This window comes from Caballeronia humi, from assembly GCF_001544475.1.
Classification (GTDB): domain Bacteria; phylum Pseudomonadota; class Gammaproteobacteria; order Burkholderiales; family Burkholderiaceae; genus Caballeronia; species Caballeronia humi.
In genome coordinates this window covers 1-18,672 of the sequence record NZ_FCNW02000031.1, presented here as the reverse complement: position 1 = coordinate 18,672, position 18,672 = coordinate 1, and the positions used below count along the sequence as shown (strand labels likewise).

The window sequence follows — 18,672 nt, the reverse complement described above, 5'->3', positions numbered from 1 at the left end:
GCGGCTCGAAGCTGCGCAGCTTCGAGAATCGGCTTTTTGTCGAGCTTGAAGAATGAAGCGGGCAGGAGCAGGCAGCACCGCGCGGAGACGGCAAGCGGCCCGGCCGCTGAATCTGACACGTTTGTGCGTGGCCGCGTTTGCGCCCTTCAAGCCCGCTGCAGAAGATCCATCGCTTTTTCGGCATCGGCCAGCGAATCGACGGCGAGATAGGCAATGAACTGCGTGCCGAGTACCGCAGCCGAGACACCACGAAGATTGATCCCGCCGTCCGCCAGTATCTGGCTCAATTGCGCGATGATCCCCAACTGGTCCATTCCCATGACGCGCACGGAATGCAGGCTCGGGCTGACGTTGAACCCCACCTGAGTCGCGGCGCGGACTTCCTGCTCGCCCTGCAGCGGCGCGACGAATACGACGCCCTTCCCCGGCGATTCCGGCGTCCTCCGCGCAACGACAAACTGTAAATCGGCGGCGGCATCGCGCAACGCATTTAATACATGCGCCAGCCCGCCCGCCTTGTCGTCGATGGTGGCCGCCCACACATCGACAAGTTCTACGCTGAGTTCCATGACAGTCCCTCCCGCCTGACACATCTTCCCTATAAAAATCTACTTCACCGAGGGCGTGCGGGCAAGGTCGGAAGCTGGAGTTTCAGCGAGTGCCATACGGTTGATCAGCATCAATACACGCTGCGCGATGCGGCTATCAGCGCCTGCCTTCCCTCGATCCGGCGTTCGGAAGATGCGACCCTGCACCGACGCTCGACTCCCGTACGACCAGTTCCGGCACCGCGAAAAACTGCACGGGCGGCTTTTCACCACCTGCGGATTCGTTCAGCCGCGCCAATAGCGTCTCGCTTGCCATCGAGCCGAGCTTGTCGGCCCCTGCGGACAGCGTCGTCAGAGGCGGATTCGTATGCTCGGCAGCCACCACGTTGTCGCAGCCGACCACCGCCAGCGCCTTGCCCGCGCGTTTGCCCATCCTGTCGAGTTCGTGCAGCACGCCGATCGCCACCTGATCGTTGTAGCAAACGACTGCTGTCGGCCGGGGCTTCATTTCGAAGATCGCGCGCACCGCCTGACGCCCGCCTTCAGGCGTCAGTTCGACGTCGATGATCCAATCGTCGGCGACCGGCAAGCCGTGTTTCGCCATCGCCGACATGAAACCTTCCCGCCGCTGCTTGGCCACCGCATAACCCTTGCGATGCCCGGCGAACGCGATCCGCGTATGCCCTTCGCCAATCAGGTGCTCGGTAGCCAGCGCGAACCCGTAGCCGTTATCGACACCGACGGTATCGACGTCGACGCCCATCGGCCGCATCACGAGCACGAGCGGAATGCCCCACGACTGGATCTCGCGCGGCAGTTGATCGTCGGTTCCCAATGCCGGCGACATGATGAGACCCGCGACGTTCTGCTCGCGCATCGAGCGCAGCACGCGCGTCTGCGTCGCGATGCTTTCGGCGGTGTGCGCCATCAGCGTCGTGTAGCCCGCCTGCGCGAGCACCCGCTCGATCGCGACCAGTAACTCCACGAAGAAAGGATTGGTCAGGTCGTTGATCACCATGCCGATCGTCGTGCTGCGCCGCCCTCGCAGCGCCGCGGCGCCACGGTTGTACACGTAGCCGAGACTGCGGGCTGCCTCGCGCACCTTCTCGGCGGTCTCCGCCTTGATACGCGGACTTTCCTGAAGCACGAGTGAAACCGTCGACTTCGAAACGCCCGCACTCGCGGCGATGTCCTGAATCGTCGGACCAGATTTCATGTTGCTATGCACAATTGGAACGTTCCAAAAAGTGTTTGACATCGATAATCCAGTCTACTACATTGATTGGAACGATCCAACGCTCAGAAATTGGAACGTTCCAACGGAGAGAGACATGTCGACAAAAGTTACCTGGGCGATGATCGGCGCGAGCACGATCGCCGACGAATGGATGGTCGATGCGATCCGCTCGCAAGGGGGCACGATCGCGGCAGTCGTGAGCGGACAGGCGGAGCGCGCCCGCGCTTTCGCCGACAAGCACGGCATTGCCGCGCCGTCGACCGATCTCGACGCCGTCCTGGCCGATCCCGCGATCGACGCCGTCTATATCAGCAGCACCAACGAGAAGCATCTGCCACAAGTGCTGGCCGCCGCGAAAGCGGGCAAGCATGTGCTCTGCGAAAAGCCGCTCGCACTCGCTGAAACCGAAGCCGCGCAGATGATCGAAGCGTGCGCAGCGCAGAAAGTCGTGCTCGGTACCAACCACCATCTGCGCTGCGCGGCGACGCATCGAAAGATGCGCGAACTGATTCGCGCGGGCGCCGTCGGCACGCCGCTCTTCGTGCGCGTCTTTCACGCGGTGTCGCTGCCGCCTCATCTGCGCGGATGGCGAGTCGAGCGGCAGGACGCGGGCGGCGGCGTCGTGCTCGACATTTCGGTTCACGACGTCGATACGCTGCGCTTCCTTCTCGACGACGAACCGGTTGAAGTCAGCGCGATGACGTCGTCAGGACACATGGGCGCGGCGGGTCTCGCCGACGGCGTGATGGCGATCATCCGCTTCCAGAACGGCGTGCTCGCTCAAATTCACGACGCGTTCACCGTCCCCTTCGCGCCGACGGGCCTCGAAGTCCACGGCTCGGCCGGGTCGCTCTTCGCGCGAGACGTGATGACGCAGCGACCGCTCGGCGAAGTGCAACTGCGCAATGCCGAAGGCACGCACGACGTCGCCATCGATCACGCCAACCTTTACGCGACCTCCATCGCCCAGTTTCATCGCGCGATCCGCGACGGGGAAAGCCCGGCCGCGACCGGCATCGACGGATACCGCTCGCTCGTCGCCGCGCTCGCGCTCGTCGAGTCCGCCGAAGCGGGCGAGCACATCCGCGTTTCGAATCAGTTTGCCCGTTGAGCACGTCAGAGGAGACGCACCGTGGGTTCTAGCAAGGTCATTTCACTGGAGAAGGCAGCGAGCCTGATCAACGACGGCGACACGGTCACCGTCAGTTCATCGAGCGGGCTCGGTTGTCCGGACGCAATGCTCGCCGCCATCGGCGCGCGCTTCAACAAGGAGAATCATCCGCGCCGCCTGACGCTGCTCCATCCGATCGCCGCTGGCGACATGTACGGCATCAAGGGCATCGATCACGTCGCGAAGAAGGGGCTTGTCGATTGCGTGATCGCCGGCTCGTTTCCGAGCGGCCCGTCGAGCCTGCCGATGCCTGATATCTGGCACATGATCGTCGACAACGATATTCGCGCCTACAACCTGCCGAGCGGCGTGCTGTTCGACATGCATCGCGAAGTCGCGGCGAAGCGCCCGGGCGTGTTGACGAAAGTCGGCCTCGATACCTTCGTCGATCCGTCGCGGCAAGGCGGCGCGATGAATGCGCTCGCCACGGAGCACCCGATCGTCGAGAAGGTTTCTTTTGCCGGCGAAGAGTGGCTGTATTACCGCAACTTCGTGCCGCAAGTCGCCATCGTGCGCGCCACGACTGCCGACGAGCGCGGCAACCTCTCGTTCGAGCACGAAGGCGCGCTCCTCGGCGGACGCGATCAGGCGCTCGCCGTGCGCAACAACGGCGGCATCGTGATCGCGCAGGTCAAGCGTGTGGTCAAGGCCGGCTCGCTGCACACGCAGTCGGTACACATTCCGTGCAACCTCGTCGACTACGTCGTGGTCGATCCCGAGCAAAAGCAGACCACGCAGATCGACTACGACCCGGAGATCAGCGGCGAAGTGAAACTGCCGGACAGCGCGTTCGCTTTCGCTGACTGGAACGCGGACAAGGTCATTGCACGGCGCGCGGCGATGGAACTCGCGCAGAACGACGCCGTGAATCTCGGCTTCGGCATCTCGGCGAACGTGCCGCGCATCGTGCTCGAAGAAGGCTATCGCGACGACGTGACGTGGGTGATCGAGCAGGGCGCGGTTGGCGGCATTCCGCTGCTCGGCTTCGCGTTCGGCTGCTCGGGCAACGCGGACGCGATCATGCCGTCGCCTTCGCAATTCGTGTACTTCCAGGGCGGTGGATTCGACGTCTCGCTGCTCTCGTTCCTGCAGGTCGATCGCGCGGGCAACGTCAATGTGTCGAAGCTGCCGAGCAAGCCGTATCTGACGGCGGGCTGCGGCGGATTCATCGACATCACGACGCATGCGAAGCGCATCGTGTTCAGCGGCTTCTTCACGGCGGGCGCGAAGCTCGAAGTGGGCGACGGGCGCCTCACGATCGTGAAGGAAGGCAAGAAGAAGTTCATCGCCGATGTCGATCACGTGACGTTCAGCGGGCGGATGGGCCGTGAGCGCGGGCAGGAAGTGCTCTACATCACGGAGCGCTGCGTCCTGCGCTTGAGCGACGCCGGACTGGAGGTGACCGAAATCGCGCCCGGCATCGACTTGCGGCGCGACGTGCTGGACCAATCCGACATCGAGTTGCGCGTCTCGCCTTCACTCAAGGTCATGGATGCGGCGATTTTCACGGATGCGCCATTCGCGCTGAAGCTCAAGGAGGCACGTCATGGCTGAGCGCCGATTCATCCAGATCGAGCGGAAAGGACCAGTCGGGATCGTCATGCTGGATCGTCCCGAGAAGTTGAATTCGCTCACGCCTTCCATGCTCGACGAGCTGGAAGCCGCAGCGGCCAGCCTCGAATCCGATGCGACGCTGCGTGCCGTCGTGCTCACGGGCGCAGGCGAGCGGGCGTTCTGCGTCGGCGCTGACATCAACGAATGGGCGGCATTGGCGCCGCTCGACATGTGGCGCGTGTGGGTCGCGCGGGGTCATCGCATCTTCGATCGGTGGGCAGCGTTGCGCTTGCCCGTTGTGGCGGCGATCAACGGTCCCGCGTTCGGCGGCGGGCTGGAACTTGCAGCGGTCGCGGACGTGCGAGTCGCCGATCCGGCCGCAACCTTTGCGCTGCCCGAAGCGAGCATCGCGACGTGCCCCGGATGGTCCGGCACGCAGCGGCTCGTTTCGCTGATCGGCCCGAGCCACGTCAAGTCGCTTGCGCTGACGGGCCGCAGGATCGATGCGCAACGCGCGTACGCGATCGGCCTGATCGACGAGGTCTCCGATTCGAAGCAATCGCTGAGCGCCGCGCTTGCAATCGCGGAAAAGATCGCGACGCTCGCGCCGGTCTCCGTGCAACTCACCAAACAACTGATCAACGCCGCCGCCGGCTTCGGGACGGGTGCAACGCTGGAAGCCATGGCCGGCGCGCTGTCCGCGACCACAAACGACGCGCAAGAAGGCATGGCGAGTTTCCGCGAACGTCGCAACGCGAATTACGAGGGTCACTGAAATGACGAATCAACTTGCAGTTCCCGCAGCTTCCGCGCTTTTGAGTACGGCTGAAGCGCCGAAGCACGAAGCGTTCACCGGGCAAATGTACATCGACGGCAAATGGATCGAGTCCTCCGACGGACAACGCTTCGAACGTCGCAGCCCGGCGCATGGTCACGTCGTCAGCTCGTTTCCCGAGGCGACGCCGGCCGATGTAGAAGGTGCGATTCAAGCGGCCGAGAAAGCGTATCGGCATGGGCCCTGGCCGAAGCTCAAAGGCGTCGAACGCGCGCGCGTCCTGCTCGCGGTCGCGCAGGGCATCAAGGCGCGCGTCGAGAAAATGGCGCTGCTCGAATCGCTCGAAACGGGCAAGCCGTTGACGCAAGCGCGCGGCGAAGTATCGGGCTGCGTCGATCTCTGGGAATACGCGGCGAGCCTCGCCCGCACGACCAGCGGCGATGCCTACGACACCCTCGGCGAGGACATGCTTGGCATCGTGCTGCGTCAACCGGTCGGCGTGGTCGGATTGATCACGCCGTGGAACTTCCCGATCTGGATTCTTTCGCAGAAGCTACCCTTCGCGCTCGCCGCCGGCTGCACCTGCATCGTCAAACCGAGCGAGCTGACGTCGAGCACCACCGTCATGCTGATGGAGATTCTCGAGGAAGCGGGCGTGCCGGCGGGCGTCGTCAACGTGGTGACCGGTAAAGGCCCGAGCGTCGGGCAGCCGCTCGCCGAACACCCCGCCATCGACATGCTCTCGTTCACCGGGTCCACGCGCGTCGGCAGCATGCTCGGCGGACTTGCATCGAAGAACCTGAAGAAGGTCGCGCTCGAACTCGGCGGCAAGAATCCGCAGATCGTCTTCCCCGACTGCGACTGGCACGCGATGATCGATGCGGTCGTCTTCGGCGTGTACTTCAACGCCGGCGAATGCTGCAACAGCGGCAGCCGCGTCATCGTGCACGAATCGATCGCCGAGCGGTTTGCTGAAGCCGTCGTCGAGCGCGCGCGGCAGGTTCCGGTTGGCGACCCGCTGCACCCGGACAGCAAGATCGGCGCGATCGTCAGCGAGAACCAGTTGAACGACATCCTCGGCAACATCGAAAAAGGCGTCGCGGCGGGCGCGCGGTTGCGCCTCGGCGGCAAGCGCTACGACGCGAACGGCCTCTATCTGGAGCCGACCATCATCACCGACGCGACGCCCGCGATGAGCATTGCGCGCGACGAAATCTTCGGGCCGGTGCTCGTCGTCATCCCCTTCTCCGATGCTGCGCAGGCGATCGACATCGCCAACGACACCGCTTATGGCCTGTCCGCCGCGGTCTGGAGCCGCGACATCGATACGTGCCTGACGGTCGCGCGCGGCGTCGATGCCGGAACGGTCTGGGTCAATACGTTCCTCGATGGTTATCCGGAGTTGCCCTTCGGCGGATTCAAGTCGAGCGGGGTCGGACGCGAACTGGGCAAGCAGGCGGTCGAGGACTACACCGAGACCAAGACGATCCAGCTCCATATCGGCGAGCGAAAGAACTGGTGGTTACCGCGTACCGCTGCCTGAGAAAGGCCGCGCCAATTCAAAGCAGTGAACTCAGAAATATCCCTCGAAAGAAGGGAACCTCATCATGGAGACGAAAATGTTCAAGAAGCAAATCATCGCGATTGCTGCAACCCTGCTCGCAGGTCACGGCGCGTCCGCGCTCGCCGCCGATGCCAAGACGGTCGAAGTCATGCACTGGTGGACGTCCGGCGGCGAAGCCAAGGCTCTGGGCGTGCTGAAGGACAACCTGAAGGAACGCGGTTACGCGTGGAAGGACAGCCCGATCGCGGGCGGCGGCGGCGAGGCGGCCCGCACGGTGCTCAAGGCGCGCGTGGCGTCGAACAATCCGCCTGACGCGATCCAGATGCTCGGCTTCACGATTCCCGAGTACGCCGCCGAAGGCTATCTCGCGAATCTCGATCCGGTCGCGACGAAGGAAGGCTGGGACAAGCTCGTGCCGCCGCCGATCCAGCGCTTCTCGAAAGTGGACGGCCACTGGATCGCGGCACCGGTCGACGTGCATCGCACGAACTGGATCTGGGCCAACAAGAAGATTTTCGATGAACTCAAGCTCACGCCGCCGAAAACCTTCGACGAACTCGTGACGGCCGCCGCCGCGATCCGCAAGGCCGGCTACATCCCGCTCGCGCACGGCGGCCAGCCGTGGCAGGAAGCGACGATCTTCGACAGTGCCGTGATGTCCGCGGGCGGTCCGAAGTTCTACCAGCAGGCGCTCGTCAAGCTCGACACCGGCGCGCTTGGATCGAAGACGATGGAAAAGGCGTTCGACCAGATGCGCGCGTTGCGCGGCATGGTCGATCCGAACTTCCCGGGACGCGACTGGAACCTCGCGACGTCGATGGTCATCAGCGGCAAGGCCGCGATGCAGATCATGGGCGACTGGGCCAAGGGCGAATTCGCATCGGCGGGGAAGAAGGCCAATGTCGACTACCTGTGCTTCCAGTATCCGGGCACCGAAGGCACGTTCATCTTCAACACGGACCAGTTCGCAACGTTCAAGAAGGGTGAAGCGAGCGTGCCGGGCGAGCAGGCGTTCGCCTCGACCATCATGGACAAGGGCGTGCAGGCGCGCTTCAACCAGATCAAGGGCTCGATTCCGGCGCGGCTCGATGTGCCTGAAGACGGCTTCGACGAATGCGGCAAGAAGTCGATGACCGACCTGCGCTCGGCGTTGAAAGCCGACGCGATGGTAGGCAGCTTCGCCCACGGTCACGCGATGCCCGACGGCCCGAAGACCGCCGTGTACGACGTGGTGACGCACTTCTTCAATTCGAACCAGTCGTCCGCGGATGCCGTGAAGGCACTCGTGTCCGCTGTGAACAATTCGAAGTAGCGCTTCGCGCCTGCGAGTCGGATGCCGCTCGCGGCATCCGTCCCATCCGCTGTACTCGACGTTCAGGTGATGCCATGTCATTTCAAAATCGCGCCCATGTGGCGCCTTCCGCCCCGGCAACAACCCCGCCCAGCACGCGCACGACGATCAGGCATTCGTCGTTGCGCAACCGCTTCGAAGCGATCCTGCCGAAGATCGTCCTCAGTCCGACGCTCGTCATCACGCTTGTCTTCGTGTACGGGTTCATCGCGTGGACGACGGTGTTGTCGTTCACCCGTTCGCGGGCCTTCGCCAATTTCAACTGGGCGGGCTTCCTCCAGTACTCGCGCGTCTGGGAACACCCTCGCTGGCAGGTCGCGATCAACAACCTGGGAATCTACGCATCGCTGTACGTCGTGCTGTGCATGGCGATCGGGCTCGGGCTCGCCATCCTGCTCGATCAGCGAATCCGCGCTGAAGGCGGCTTGCGCGCGCTGTTCCTTTATCCGATGGCACTCTCGTTCATCGTCACGGGCACAGCGTGGAAGTGGATTCTCAATCCGGGGCTCGGCCTGACGAAGCTCTTCCACGACTGGGGCTGGTCGAGCTTCGAGTTCAACTGGATCATCGACGACAACATGGCGATCTACACCGTCGTGATCGCCGCGGTCTGGCAGGCGTCGGGCTTCGTGATGGCAATGTTCCTCGCGGGCCTGAGAGGCATCGATCAGGAGATGATCAAGGCCGCTTCGATCGACGGTGCGCGCATGCCCGCGATCTATCGGCGAATCATCATTCCGCAGTTGCGTCCGGTGTTTATTTCCGCGTTCGTGATCCTCGTTCACCTCGCCGTGAAGAGCTATGAACTGGTGATCGCGCTGACGGGCGCCGGCCCCGGGTACTCGACCGAGCTGCCATCCACCTTCATGTATTCGTTCACCTTCACGCGCAACGAACTCGGCATGGGCGCCGCCAGCGCCGTCATGATGCTCTGCACGGTGGCCGCCATCATGGTTCCGTACCTTTACTCCGAGATGAGACCGCGTCGCAAGAACGACGGCCATTGAACGAACACTCACAGCCTCAAGGAGACGATGATGGCTAGCAAGACTTTCGATTCGCAAATGGTTGTCGGCAAGCACGACTATGTCGCGCGGATTTTCATTTATTCGCTTCTGCTCATCACGGCCGTGGTCTATCTCGTGCCGCTGCTCGTGATGATGCTGACTTCGTTCAAGCCGCTGCCCGAGGTCTATGCGGGGAACATCCTCGCGTTGCCTCAGCAATGGACCACCGAGGCATGGCAGAAGGCGTGGGGATCGGCGTGCGTCGGCCTCGACTGTTCAGGCGTCAAGGGCTTCTTCTGGAATTCGTTCCGGCTGGTGTTCTTCGCCGTCGGCCTCTCGACGCTGATCGGTGCGCTCAACGGCTATGTGCTGACCAAGTGGCGCTTCAAGGGCGACAACGTGCTCTTCGGCCTCGTTCTGTTCGGCTGCTTCATCCCGTTCCAGATCGTGCTGATCCCGATGGCGTCGTTTCTCGGCAAGGTCGGGCTTGCGCAATCGATCACGGGTCTCGTGTTCGTTCACGTGGTGTACGGCCTGTGCTTCACGACGCTCTACTTCCGCAACTACTACATCGCGTTTCCCGATGAGCTGGTCAAGGCAGCGATGATCGACGGCGCGCGCTTCTTCCGCATCTTCTTCCGGATTCTGCTGCCGAACTCGGTGCCGATCATCACCGTGACCGTGATCTGGCAGTTCACCAACATCTGGAACGACTTCCTGTTCGGTGCATCGTTCACGACGGGCAGTTCCGCGCCCATCACCGTGGCGCTCAACAACATCGTCAATACATCGACTGGCGTGAAGGAATACAACGTCCAGATGGCAACCGCCATGATCGCCGCGTTGCCGACGCTGCTCGTTTATGTCGTAGGTGGTCGATTCTTCGTTCGCGGTCTGATGGCCGGCTCGGTCAAGGGGTAAAACATGTCTTCTCTGCACATCTCCAAAGTACGCAAGGCCTACGGTCCCACCGAGATCCTGCGCGAAATCAACATCGACGTGAACGATGGCGACTTTCTGGTACTCGTCGGGCCTTCGGGCTGCGGCAAGTCCACGCTGCTCTCGCTGATCGCGGGCCTCGACACGCTGTCGAGCGGCGAAATCCGCATCGACGACGACAAGGTCAACGACCTTCATCCGAGCGAACGCGATATCGCGATGGTGTTCCAAAGCTACGCGCTGTATCCGAACATGACGGTCGCGCAGAACATCAGCTTCGGCCTCGAAATGCGGAAGGTGTCGAAGGTGGATCGCGAGAAAGCCGTGCAGGACGCGGCCAAGCTGTTGCAGATCGAGCACTTGCTCAATCGCCGGCCGGGGCAGTTGTCGGGCGGGCAACGTCAGCGCGTCGCGATGGGCCGCGCGCTGGTCCGCGATCCGAAGATCTTCCTCTTCGACGAACCGCTCTCGAATCTCGATGCGAAGCTGCGCGTCGACATGCGTACCGAGATCAAGAAGCTGCATCAGCGGCTCGGCTCGACGATTGTCTACGTGACGCACGACCAGATCGAAGCGATGACGCTCGCTACGCGCATAGCGGTCATGAAGGGCGGCATTCTTCAGCAGTTGGGCACGCCGTCCGAGGTCTACAACACGCCGGCCAACACCTTCGTCGCGACCTTCATGGGATCGCCGTCGATGAACCTGATTCCCGCACGGATAATGGGCAAGAACGGCGCGCTGCATTTCCTCATCGGCGACGGTGACAAGACGATCGACGTCGAGTTGCCGCCGCAACCCGATGCCGTAGCGCGATACGCCGGGAAGAAGGTCATCGCGGGCTTGCGGCCGGAAGCGATCGGTGTCGAGAACGAGCGTTCCGCTTCGGCGCTGCGCAATGTGCCCGTCACGATCCTCGTCCTCGAGCCGACCGGACCCGACACGCTCGCCGTGCTCGAAATGGGCGGCATGGAAGTGTCGGCGCGGCTCGGCGCGGACATGCCGCATGCGCCGGGAGAAAAGTGCGAGTTGCGCGTGGACCTGTCGAAGCTCGTGCTGTTCGACGCCGAGACCGAAGAGCGCATTCGCTGAGGGGCAGCCATGAGTGATTCCGAATCGCGGTCGCCGACCGCGTTGATAACCGGCGGACGCCGGGGCATCGGCCGGGCCGTTTGCGTCGAGATGGCGACGCGGGGATTCGACATCGTCTTTACCGACATCGTGCGTGATGAAGATGTCGACGAAACGTGCGCGCTCGTGAAAACGCACGGCCGGAAGGCGCTGTTCGTGCAGAGCAACCTGAACGAAGTCGAGTCCCACGCCGATGTGGTTCGCGAAGCGGTTCGCTTCAACGGCAGCATCGAGTGTCTCGTGAACAACGCGGGCATCGGCTCGCCGAGTCGCGGTGATCTGCTCGACGTGTCGCCGCAAGCGTTCGACATGGTCGTCGGCGTGAATCTGCGCGGCACGTTCTTCATGTCGCAGGCGGTCGCGCGCCATATGGCATCGACCCAGTCCAGTCACCCGCGCTCGATCATCACGGTGTCGTCGGTTTCGGCGGAAATGGCCTCGCCTGAGCGGGCAGAGTACTGCCTCTCCAAGTCCGCTCTGCCGATGATGACCAGGCTACTCGCGTTGCGGCTCGCGAGCGCGGGAATCGCCGTGTTCGAAGTGCGGCCGGGAATCATCCGGACGCCGATGACGGAGGGCGTCGCGCAAAAGTACGAGGCGCGTTTCGCGGAAGGCCTCGTGCCGAGCGGACGATGGGGCGAAAGCGCCGAAGTCGGAAAGGCGGTCGCCGCGCTCGCCGACGGCACATTCCGGTTCTCCACGGGAAGCGTTCTGAACGTGGATGGCGGTCTCTCCATTCCCGCCTTTTGACGAAGTTGACTGACATGAAAACGACGACATTCGACTACGTGATCGTGGGCGGCGGCTCGGCGGGATGCGTGCTCGCCAACCGGCTTTCCGCCGATCCGGCGGTCAAGGTCCTGCTGCTCGAAGCCGGCGGCTCGGACCGCCATCCTTTCTTCGCGATGCCCGCGGGCTTCGCGAAGATGACGAAGGGCATCGGCTCGTGGGGATGGCACACCGTGCCGCAGAAGCACTTGAACAACCGCGTCCTGCGCTTCACGCAGGCGAAGGTGATCGGCGGCGGCTCGTCCATCAACGCGCAGTTGTACACGCGCGGCGTCCCCGCCGACTACGACGATTGGGAACTCAAGGCGGGCGCGACCGGCTGGTCCTATCGCGACGTGCTGCCCTACTTCAAGCGCTCGGAGAACAACCAGCGCTTCGCCAACGAGTATCACGCGTACGGCGGACCGCTCGGAGTGTCGAATCCGATCAGCCCGTTGCCGATCTGCGAAGCGTTCTTTCAGGCGGGACAGGAACTGGGCATTCCGTTCAACCCCGATTTCAACGGCGCGTGCCAGGAGGGGCTCGGCTATTACCAGTTGACGCAACTCAATGCGCGCCGGTCGTCCGCTGCGACGGGGTTCATCAAGCCCGTGCTCGGGCGCTCGAACCTCACCGTATGGATGCAGGCCAGAACATTGCGCGTGCTCGTCGACGCGAAGCGGGCGATCGGCGTGGAGATCGTCGTCGGTGACAGTCGCGATCCGCAAACCGTTCTAGCGGCGCGTGAGGTCATCGTGTCATCGGGCGCGATCGGGTCGCCGAAGCTGCTGATGCAATCGGGGATCGGCCCGGCTGCGCATCTGGAATCGGTCGGCGTGAAACCGGTTCACGATTTGCGCGGCATCGGCGAGAACCTGCAGGATCATCTGGACCTCTTCGTCATCGCGGAGTGCACGGGCGACCACACTTACGACAAATACAACAAGCTGCATAACGCCGCCTGGGCGGCGCTGCAGTATCTGGTGCTGAAGAAGGGACCGGTCGCGTCGAGCCTCTTCGAGACCGGTGGATTCTGGTATGCGGACCGCGATTCGCCGTCGCGCGACCGGTCGCCCGATATCCAGTTTCACCTCGGGCTGGGGTCAGGCATCGAAGCGGGCATGGCGAAGCTGAAGAACGCCGGTGTCACGTTGAATACGGCGTATCTGCGACCGCGTTCGCGCGGAACCGTACGGCTCTCGAGTGCCGATCCCGCGGCCGCGCCCTTGCTCGACCCGAACTACTGGTCCGATCCTCACGATCGCGACATGGCGATAAAGGGATTGCGCCTTGCACGCGACATCATCGGTGCGCCTGCGATGAGGCGCTACGTGCAGAGCGAAATCCTTCCGGGCTCGCGCGCGAACTCGGATCAGGAGCTATTCGAGTACGCATGCGCGAACGCGAAGACCGATCACCATCCGGTCGGCACGTGCCGCATGGGCGCCGCGAGCGATCCGGACAGCGTCGTGACGCCTGATCTCCGGCTCATCGGTCTAGAAGGACTGCGCGTGGTGGACGCATCGGTCATGCCGTTCGTGCCGTCATGCAACACGAATGCACCGACGATCATGGTCGCCGAAAAAGCCGCCGACATGATCATTCAATCCAGACATTGAGAGGCTCTCATGAAGATCAATTTGCCAGAGCACGACGGCGCGATCGGGACGTACGTCATGCAGCAACGCGAAGACGCCGTGGCGCCCGCGACGGTTCCTTCGTTCAATCGCATCGCGTATGCGGCGGCGCACGTGGTCGTCAATCCGCGCTTCGCTTACGAGCCGTGGGGCGACTCGCCGCGCGTCGACTGGGACGCGACGCTGGCGTTTCGCGAGTATCTCTACGGGCTCGGCTTCAAGGTTGCCGAAGCGATGGACACGGCGCAGCGGGGCATGGGAATCGGCTGGCCGACTGCGGCCGAACTGATCCGGCGCAGCGTTGCTCACGCGCGCACGATTCCAGGCGCCGACCTCGCGTGCGGAGCGGGCACGGATCATCTGGATAACACGCGCCGCCATTCGCTCTCGGACATCATCGCGGCGTATGGCGAGCAGTTTGAAGTCGTCGAGTCGGCGGGTGGACGGCCGGTCATGATGGCGAGTCGTGCATTATGCGCAGCCGCTCGTTCCGACGACGATTACAAGAAGGTCTATGACGCGGTCATCTCCGCGTCGCGCAACAAGGTCGTGCTGCACTGGCTCGGCGATGCGTTCGACGCTTCCCTCGCCGGATACTGGGGCAGCAGCGACGTCAGCACCGCGATGGCGACGGTGCTCGACATCATCCGGCAGCACAGCGGCAAGATCGAGGGCATCAAGATGTCGCTGCTGAACGCGGAATACGAGCGGCAGTTGAGAGCGCAGCTGCCCGAGGGCGTGGCGATGTTCACCGGCGACGACTACAACTACGGCGACCTGATCGCGGGCGATAGCACCGGCAAGTCGCACGCGCTGCTTGGCATCTTCGATCCGATTGCGCCGGTGGCATCGCGGGCGCTCGTCGCGCTCGCGGCGGGCGACGTGGATCGCTATTACGCGTTGATCACGCCGACCGTCGCTTTATCGCGCGAATTGTTCGTCGCGCCGACGCAGTATTACAAGGCTGGCGTCGTGTTCCTCGCGTGGCTCAACGGCCATCAGAATCACTTCTCGATGGCAGGCGGCATGCAATCCGCGAGATCCGCGCTGCATTACGCGGACGTGTTCAGAAAGGCCGACGCGGCTGGCGTGCTGATTCGTCCGGAACTGGCCCGGCGCCGGATGGGCGAGTTCCTGAGCCTGCATGCGGGGATTGAGAACTAACGCGCGGTTGGTCCGTCGTAAAGCGAACCGCCCCGTCAGGAAAACAACCCCGACGGGGCGAAGCGGACTTCAGGTCGCGAGGTCGAACCGGTCGAGGTTCATCACCTTGACCCACGCCGCGACAAAGTCCTTGGTGAACTTCTCCTTCCCGTCCTCGCTTGCATAGACCTCGCTCAGCGCCCGAAGCTGCGCGTGCGCACCGAAGATCAAGTCGACGCGGCTGCCCGTCCAGGTGCGCTCGCCGCTCTTGCGGTCATGTGCTTCAAACACGTCCAGGGAGAGCTGTTTCCACTCCGTTCCCATATCGAGCAGGTTGCGGAAGAAGTCGTTGGTGAGCGTCTCCGGTTGCTTCGTGAGGACACCCTGCGCGTCCTGCCCCGCGTGGACGTTCAGCACCCGCAAGCCGCCGATCAGCACCGTCATCTCGGGCGCGGTCAGCGTCAGCAGTTGCGCCTTGTCGATGAGCAGCGCCTCCGCCGACACGCGGCTCTTGCCCTTGTAGTTGCGGAAACCGTCGGCGAGCGGTTCAAGGGCCGAGACGGACTCGACGTCGGTTTGTTCCTGCGACGCGTCCATACGTCCCGGTGTGAACGGCACAGTGAGCTTCTGACCGGCCTTCTCCGCCGCTTGCTCGATACCAGCGCTCCCGCCGAGCACGATCAGATCGGCGATCGAAATCTTCTTGCCGCCCGATTGCGCGCCGTTGAAATCGCGCTGGATGCCTTCGAGGACGCTCAGCACCTTCGCCAGTTGCTCGGGCTGGTTGACCGCCCAGTCCTTCTGCGGCGCGAGGCGAATGCGCGCGCCATTGGCGCCGCCGCGCTTGTCGCCGCCACGGAACGTGGATGCCGACGCCCACGCCGTCGTCACCAGTTGCGACACCGACAGCCCCGACGCCAGAATCTTCTGCTTGAGCGAAGCGATGTCCTGCTCGTCGACGAGAGGATGATCGACGTCCGGAATCGGGTCCTGCCACAGCAGTTCTTCAGCAGGCACTTCCGGCCCGAGATAGCGGACGCGCGGTCCCATGTCGCGGTGCGTCAGCTTGAACCAGGCGCGCGCGAAGGCGTCGGCTAGCTGGTCGGGGTTCTCCAGAAAGCGGCGCGAGATCTTCTCGTAAGCCGGGTCGAAGCGCAGCGACAGATCGGTGGTCAGCATCGTCGGCAGCAGCTTTTTCGATGGGTCGTGTGCGTGCGGGATCGTCGCGTCGGCGTTCTTCGCGACCCACTGGTTCGCGCCAGCCGGGCTCTTGGTCAGTTCCCATTCGTGGCCGAAGAGATTCTGGAAGAAGCCGTTGCCCCACTGCGTCGGGGTGCTGGACCAGGTCACTTCCAGCCCGCTCGTGATCGTATCGCCGCCCCTGCCACTGCCGAAACTGCTCCTCCAGCCGAGGCCCATGTTTTCGAGTCCAGCGGCTTCCGGTTCGGGACCGACGTTATCGGCGGGCCCGGCGCCGTGCGTCTTGCCGAACGTGTGGCCGCCCGCGATCAGCGCGACGGTTTCCTCGTCGTTCATCGCCATGCGCGCGAAAGTTTCGCGGATGTCGTGCGCCGCCGCGTTCGGGTCCGGATTACCGTCGGGGCCTTCCGGGTTCACGTAGATCAGGCCCATCTGCACCGCGCCCAGCGGATTCTCCAGGTTGCGGCCGTTGTCGGTGCGGCTGCTTTCGGCGCCGTGCAATTCTGCATCGGCTACGATCACGCCTTCATCTTCGGGGCTGCCGGCCGCGCCTTTGCCATAGCGGACGTCGCCGCCGAGCCACGTCTTTTCATTGCCCCAGTAGACGTCCTGATCCGGCTCCCATACGTCCTCGCGGCCGCCGCCGAAACCGAAGGTCTTGAAGCCCATCGTTTCCAGCGCGACGTTGCCGGTCAGGATCAGCAGATCCGCCCACGAAAGGCTCTGGCCGTACTTCTGCTTGATCGGCCAGAGCAGGCGTCGGGCCTTGTCGAGGCTGACGTTGTCCGGCCAGCTATTGAGCGGCGCGAAACGCTGCTGTCCGCGTCCGGCGCCGCCGCGCCCGTCGCCGATGCGGTACGTGCCGGCGCTATGCCACGCCATGCGGATGAAGAGCGGGCCGTAGTGGCCGAAGTCCGCAGGCCACCACTCCTGCGAATCGGTCATCAGCGCCGCGAGGTCTTTCTTGACCGCGGCCAGGTCGAGGCGCTTGAACGCTTCGGCGTAGTTGAAGCTGTCGCCGAGCGGATTGGATTTCGCGGAGTGCGTGGCGAGGAGGTCCAGCCGTAGCTGCTCGGGCCACCAGTCGCGGTTCGTCGTGCCGCCGCCGGCGGCATGGTTGAACGGGCACTTTGCTTCGTCAGACATGAGTTATCTCCTTGTGAGGACCTACCCACTACCTGTGCTGTTGCGCGTCAGACTTGTAAAGTATTTCGGAAGATTCGCGCCTGCTGGTCGTCGCTCGAGGCGCTCGATTTTCGCTTGCGTTGGACGAGCACGGCTCGCGTCGGGCGAGAGTCCGCCAGCTAAATATATGCGCGAGCCGCAATCAAATGTAGTCGATTCCTGCAATGCAGGTGATAGGGCACGGCTATAGCAAGCTTCACGTTTGCTGCATCGCGAAAGAAATCTGTGCCCTTTCAAAGGCAGGCATATCGCCGTCGATTGACACGATGCAGCAAATCGGATTTTCCTTGGGGTTTCGATAGCGTTTTATAGCGTCGATCTATCTGCATCATTACGGGAATCGATTGGAAGCTTCCCTATTCCGCACCTACCGTAGACTAAGCGCGAAAATCCGCTCAGATAACATAACCGCTCGGGGAGTTGAACATGGTCAAGGTGGTTGGCAAGCTCCTTACTGTGGTCAAGCAGGATGGCGAAACCGTGGTGCGCGCGCTCGAACGCTCGGAATACCCTTCCGCGCTCAAAGACATTCTGCGGTCCGCTCATTGCGGCTTGTGCAACGTGTGGTGCGTCCTCGATTCGAATAACGCCGATGGCGCCGTTTTCGGATGCCAAAGCGACGATTGCTCGGACAACTGCATCCTGACGAAGCACGTGATCGGCGACGAAACGTATTGGGCCTGTCAATGCGTCGCTAAAAGTCCGCCGAAGAACATCCTTCCGTTTCATCGGCGTTCCGAACATCCCTCGCCGGGTCATACGGTGTCGTCTCGTTAAAGCCGGTGTCGCCTCGTTAAAGCGTCGAGTCTTTCCGCGCCTTCGTCGAAGCGCGCGCAGGCGCCTTCTTTTTCGCTTTTGCCTGATTGAATTCGATAGCGGCTCTGACGAGAGCTTTTAGCGCACGCTTACTGATCTTGTCGCCTTCGAAAAAATCGATCGCGCGACGCTGGTTGCCTTCGAGGCCCGCGTTGAAGAGCTTGTCGGGGTCCAGCAGGCTCGCCCCGTTCGCGAACGTCAGCTTCACCTTGCCTTTGTGCGCATTGGCGACCGCGATGATCCCCTCGAGCGACCAAACCGGGCTTCCCATCCACTTCCATTCTTCGATGATTCCGGCGTCGGTTTCGAGGATGCACTGGCGCACGCCGGCGAACGTCTTGCCGCGCCAGTCGGTGATGCCCGCGATCAATTTGTCGATATTTTCCGATGGATTCATTGCTCCTCCCGTCCCAAATCACGAGGATATTAACGTAGCAATTCGTCCATTAGAAGGCATGCTCACTTGTGAATCCAAGTTAAGGATGCTTTGAATCCAGCGGCGGTTTTTACGTCCGGAGAGGGATAAAGTGCACTCACATCCACAACACCAGAAGGACGGAGACATGAAAACGTATCGCATCGCAACTATCCCTGGCGACGGCATCGGCAAGGAAGTCGTTCCCGCAGGCCAGCAAGTGCTCGAAGC

General features: G+C 62.8%; 16 protein-coding genes. 12 read left to right on the top strand and 4 right to left on the bottom strand.

Annotated features, from left to right (window positions below; translation table 11 throughout):
- Positions 1 to 146: 146 nt before the first annotated feature.
- Complete coding sequence (locus tag AWB65_RS23325; protein WP_087669396.1) at positions 147 to 569, bottom strand: ACT domain-containing protein; 423 nt, start codon at positions 567 to 569, stop codon at positions 147 to 149.
- 136 nt (positions 570 to 705) lie between these two features.
- Positions 706 to 1,764: a LacI family DNA-binding transcriptional regulator gene (locus AWB65_RS23320; protein WP_087669395.1), complete on the bottom strand. Its 1,059-nt coding sequence runs from the start codon at positions 1,762 to 1,764 to the stop codon at positions 706 to 708.
- A 115-nt stretch (positions 1,765 to 1,879) separates the two neighbouring features.
- On the opposite strand from AWB65_RS23320, the gene AWB65_RS23315 reads away from it, so the two are divergent.
- The 11 genes from AWB65_RS23315 (at position 1,880) to AWB65_RS23265 (ending at position 14,846) form a co-directional block, all read left to right on the top strand.
- A complete protein-coding gene (locus AWB65_RS23315; RefSeq protein ID WP_087669394.1) occupies positions 1,880 to 2,896 on the top strand; it encodes a Gfo/Idh/MocA family protein in 1,017 nt (338 codons plus the stop codon).
- A 21-nt stretch (positions 2,897 to 2,917) separates the two neighbouring features.
- Positions 2,918 to 4,510 (top strand): acyl CoA:acetate/3-ketoacid CoA transferase, encoded by a 1,593-nt coding sequence (locus AWB65_RS23310; protein WP_087669393.1) that lies wholly within the window; start codon positions 2,918 to 2,920, stop codon positions 4,508 to 4,510.
- A complete protein-coding gene (locus AWB65_RS23305; protein WP_087669392.1) occupies positions 4,503 to 5,285 on the top strand; it encodes an enoyl-CoA hydratase/isomerase family protein in 783 nt (260 codons plus the stop codon). The genes AWB65_RS23310 and AWB65_RS23305 overlap by 8 nt, the downstream gene beginning before the upstream one ends.
- A 1-nt stretch (position 5,286) precedes the next feature.
- Positions 5,287 to 6,828, top strand: coding sequence for an aldehyde dehydrogenase family protein (locus tag AWB65_RS23300; protein ID WP_087669391.1), 1,542 nt, complete (start codon positions 5,287 to 5,289; stop codon positions 6,826 to 6,828).
- Positions 6,829 to 6,904: 76 nt separating this feature from the next.
- Entirely contained in the window at positions 6,905 to 8,161 is a 1,257-nt protein-coding gene (locus AWB65_RS23295; protein ID WP_087669390.1) for an ABC transporter substrate-binding protein, read from the top strand.
- A 74-nt stretch (positions 8,162 to 8,235) separates the two neighbouring features.
- On the top strand, positions 8,236 to 9,207 hold the full coding sequence (locus AWB65_RS23290) for a carbohydrate ABC transporter permease (protein ID WP_087669389.1): 972 nt from the start codon (positions 8,236 to 8,238) through the stop codon (positions 9,205 to 9,207).
- Positions 9,208 to 9,237: 30 nt separating this feature from the next.
- Positions 9,238 to 10,128, top strand: a complete 891-nt coding sequence (locus tag AWB65_RS23285) for a carbohydrate ABC transporter permease (RefSeq protein ID WP_087669388.1) — start codon at positions 9,238 to 9,240, stop codon at positions 10,126 to 10,128.
- A gap of 3 nt (positions 10,129 to 10,131) precedes the next feature.
- Positions 10,132 to 11,238 carry an ABC transporter ATP-binding protein gene (locus tag AWB65_RS23280; protein WP_087669387.1) on the top strand — a complete coding sequence of 369 codons (1,107 nt, stop codon included), beginning with the start codon at positions 10,132 to 10,134 and terminating at the stop codon, positions 11,236 to 11,238.
- Positions 11,239 to 11,247: 9 nt separating this feature from the next.
- Positions 11,248 to 12,027: a 3-ketoacyl-ACP reductase gene (locus tag AWB65_RS23275; RefSeq protein WP_087669386.1), complete on the top strand. Its 780-nt coding sequence runs from the start codon at positions 11,248 to 11,250 to the stop codon at positions 12,025 to 12,027.
- Positions 12,028 to 12,041: 14 nt separating this feature from the next.
- Entirely contained in the window at positions 12,042 to 13,664 is a 1,623-nt protein-coding gene (locus tag AWB65_RS23270; RefSeq protein WP_087669385.1) for a GMC family oxidoreductase, read from the top strand.
- A gap of 9 nt (positions 13,665 to 13,673) precedes the next feature.
- Positions 13,674 to 14,846 carry a dihydrodipicolinate synthase family protein gene (locus tag AWB65_RS23265; RefSeq protein ID WP_087669384.1) on the top strand — a complete coding sequence of 391 codons (1,173 nt, stop codon included), beginning with the start codon at positions 13,674 to 13,676 and terminating at the stop codon, positions 14,844 to 14,846.
- Positions 14,847 to 14,915: 69 nt separating this feature from the next.
- On the opposite strand, the gene katG is transcribed toward AWB65_RS23265, so the two are convergent.
- Positions 14,916 to 17,171, bottom strand: a complete 2,256-nt coding sequence (gene katG, locus AWB65_RS23260) for a catalase/peroxidase HPI (RefSeq protein WP_087669383.1) — start codon at positions 17,169 to 17,171, stop codon at positions 14,916 to 14,918.
- A 465-nt stretch (positions 17,172 to 17,636) separates the two neighbouring features.
- Here katG and AWB65_RS23255 point away from each other — a divergent pair, with 465 nt between their 5' ends.
- Complete coding sequence (locus AWB65_RS23255) at positions 17,637 to 17,987, top strand: hypothetical protein (protein WP_087669382.1); 351 nt, start codon at positions 17,637 to 17,639, stop codon at positions 17,985 to 17,987.
- A gap of 16 nt (positions 17,988 to 18,003) precedes the next feature.
- Here the strand turns inward: AWB65_RS23255 and AWB65_RS23250 are convergent, their stop codons facing one another.
- Positions 18,004 to 18,423 carry a DUF1801 domain-containing protein gene (locus AWB65_RS23250; protein ID WP_087669381.1) on the bottom strand — a complete coding sequence of 140 codons (420 nt, stop codon included), beginning with the start codon at positions 18,421 to 18,423 and terminating at the stop codon, positions 18,004 to 18,006.
- Between the last annotated feature and the right edge of the window lie 249 nt (positions 18,424 to 18,672).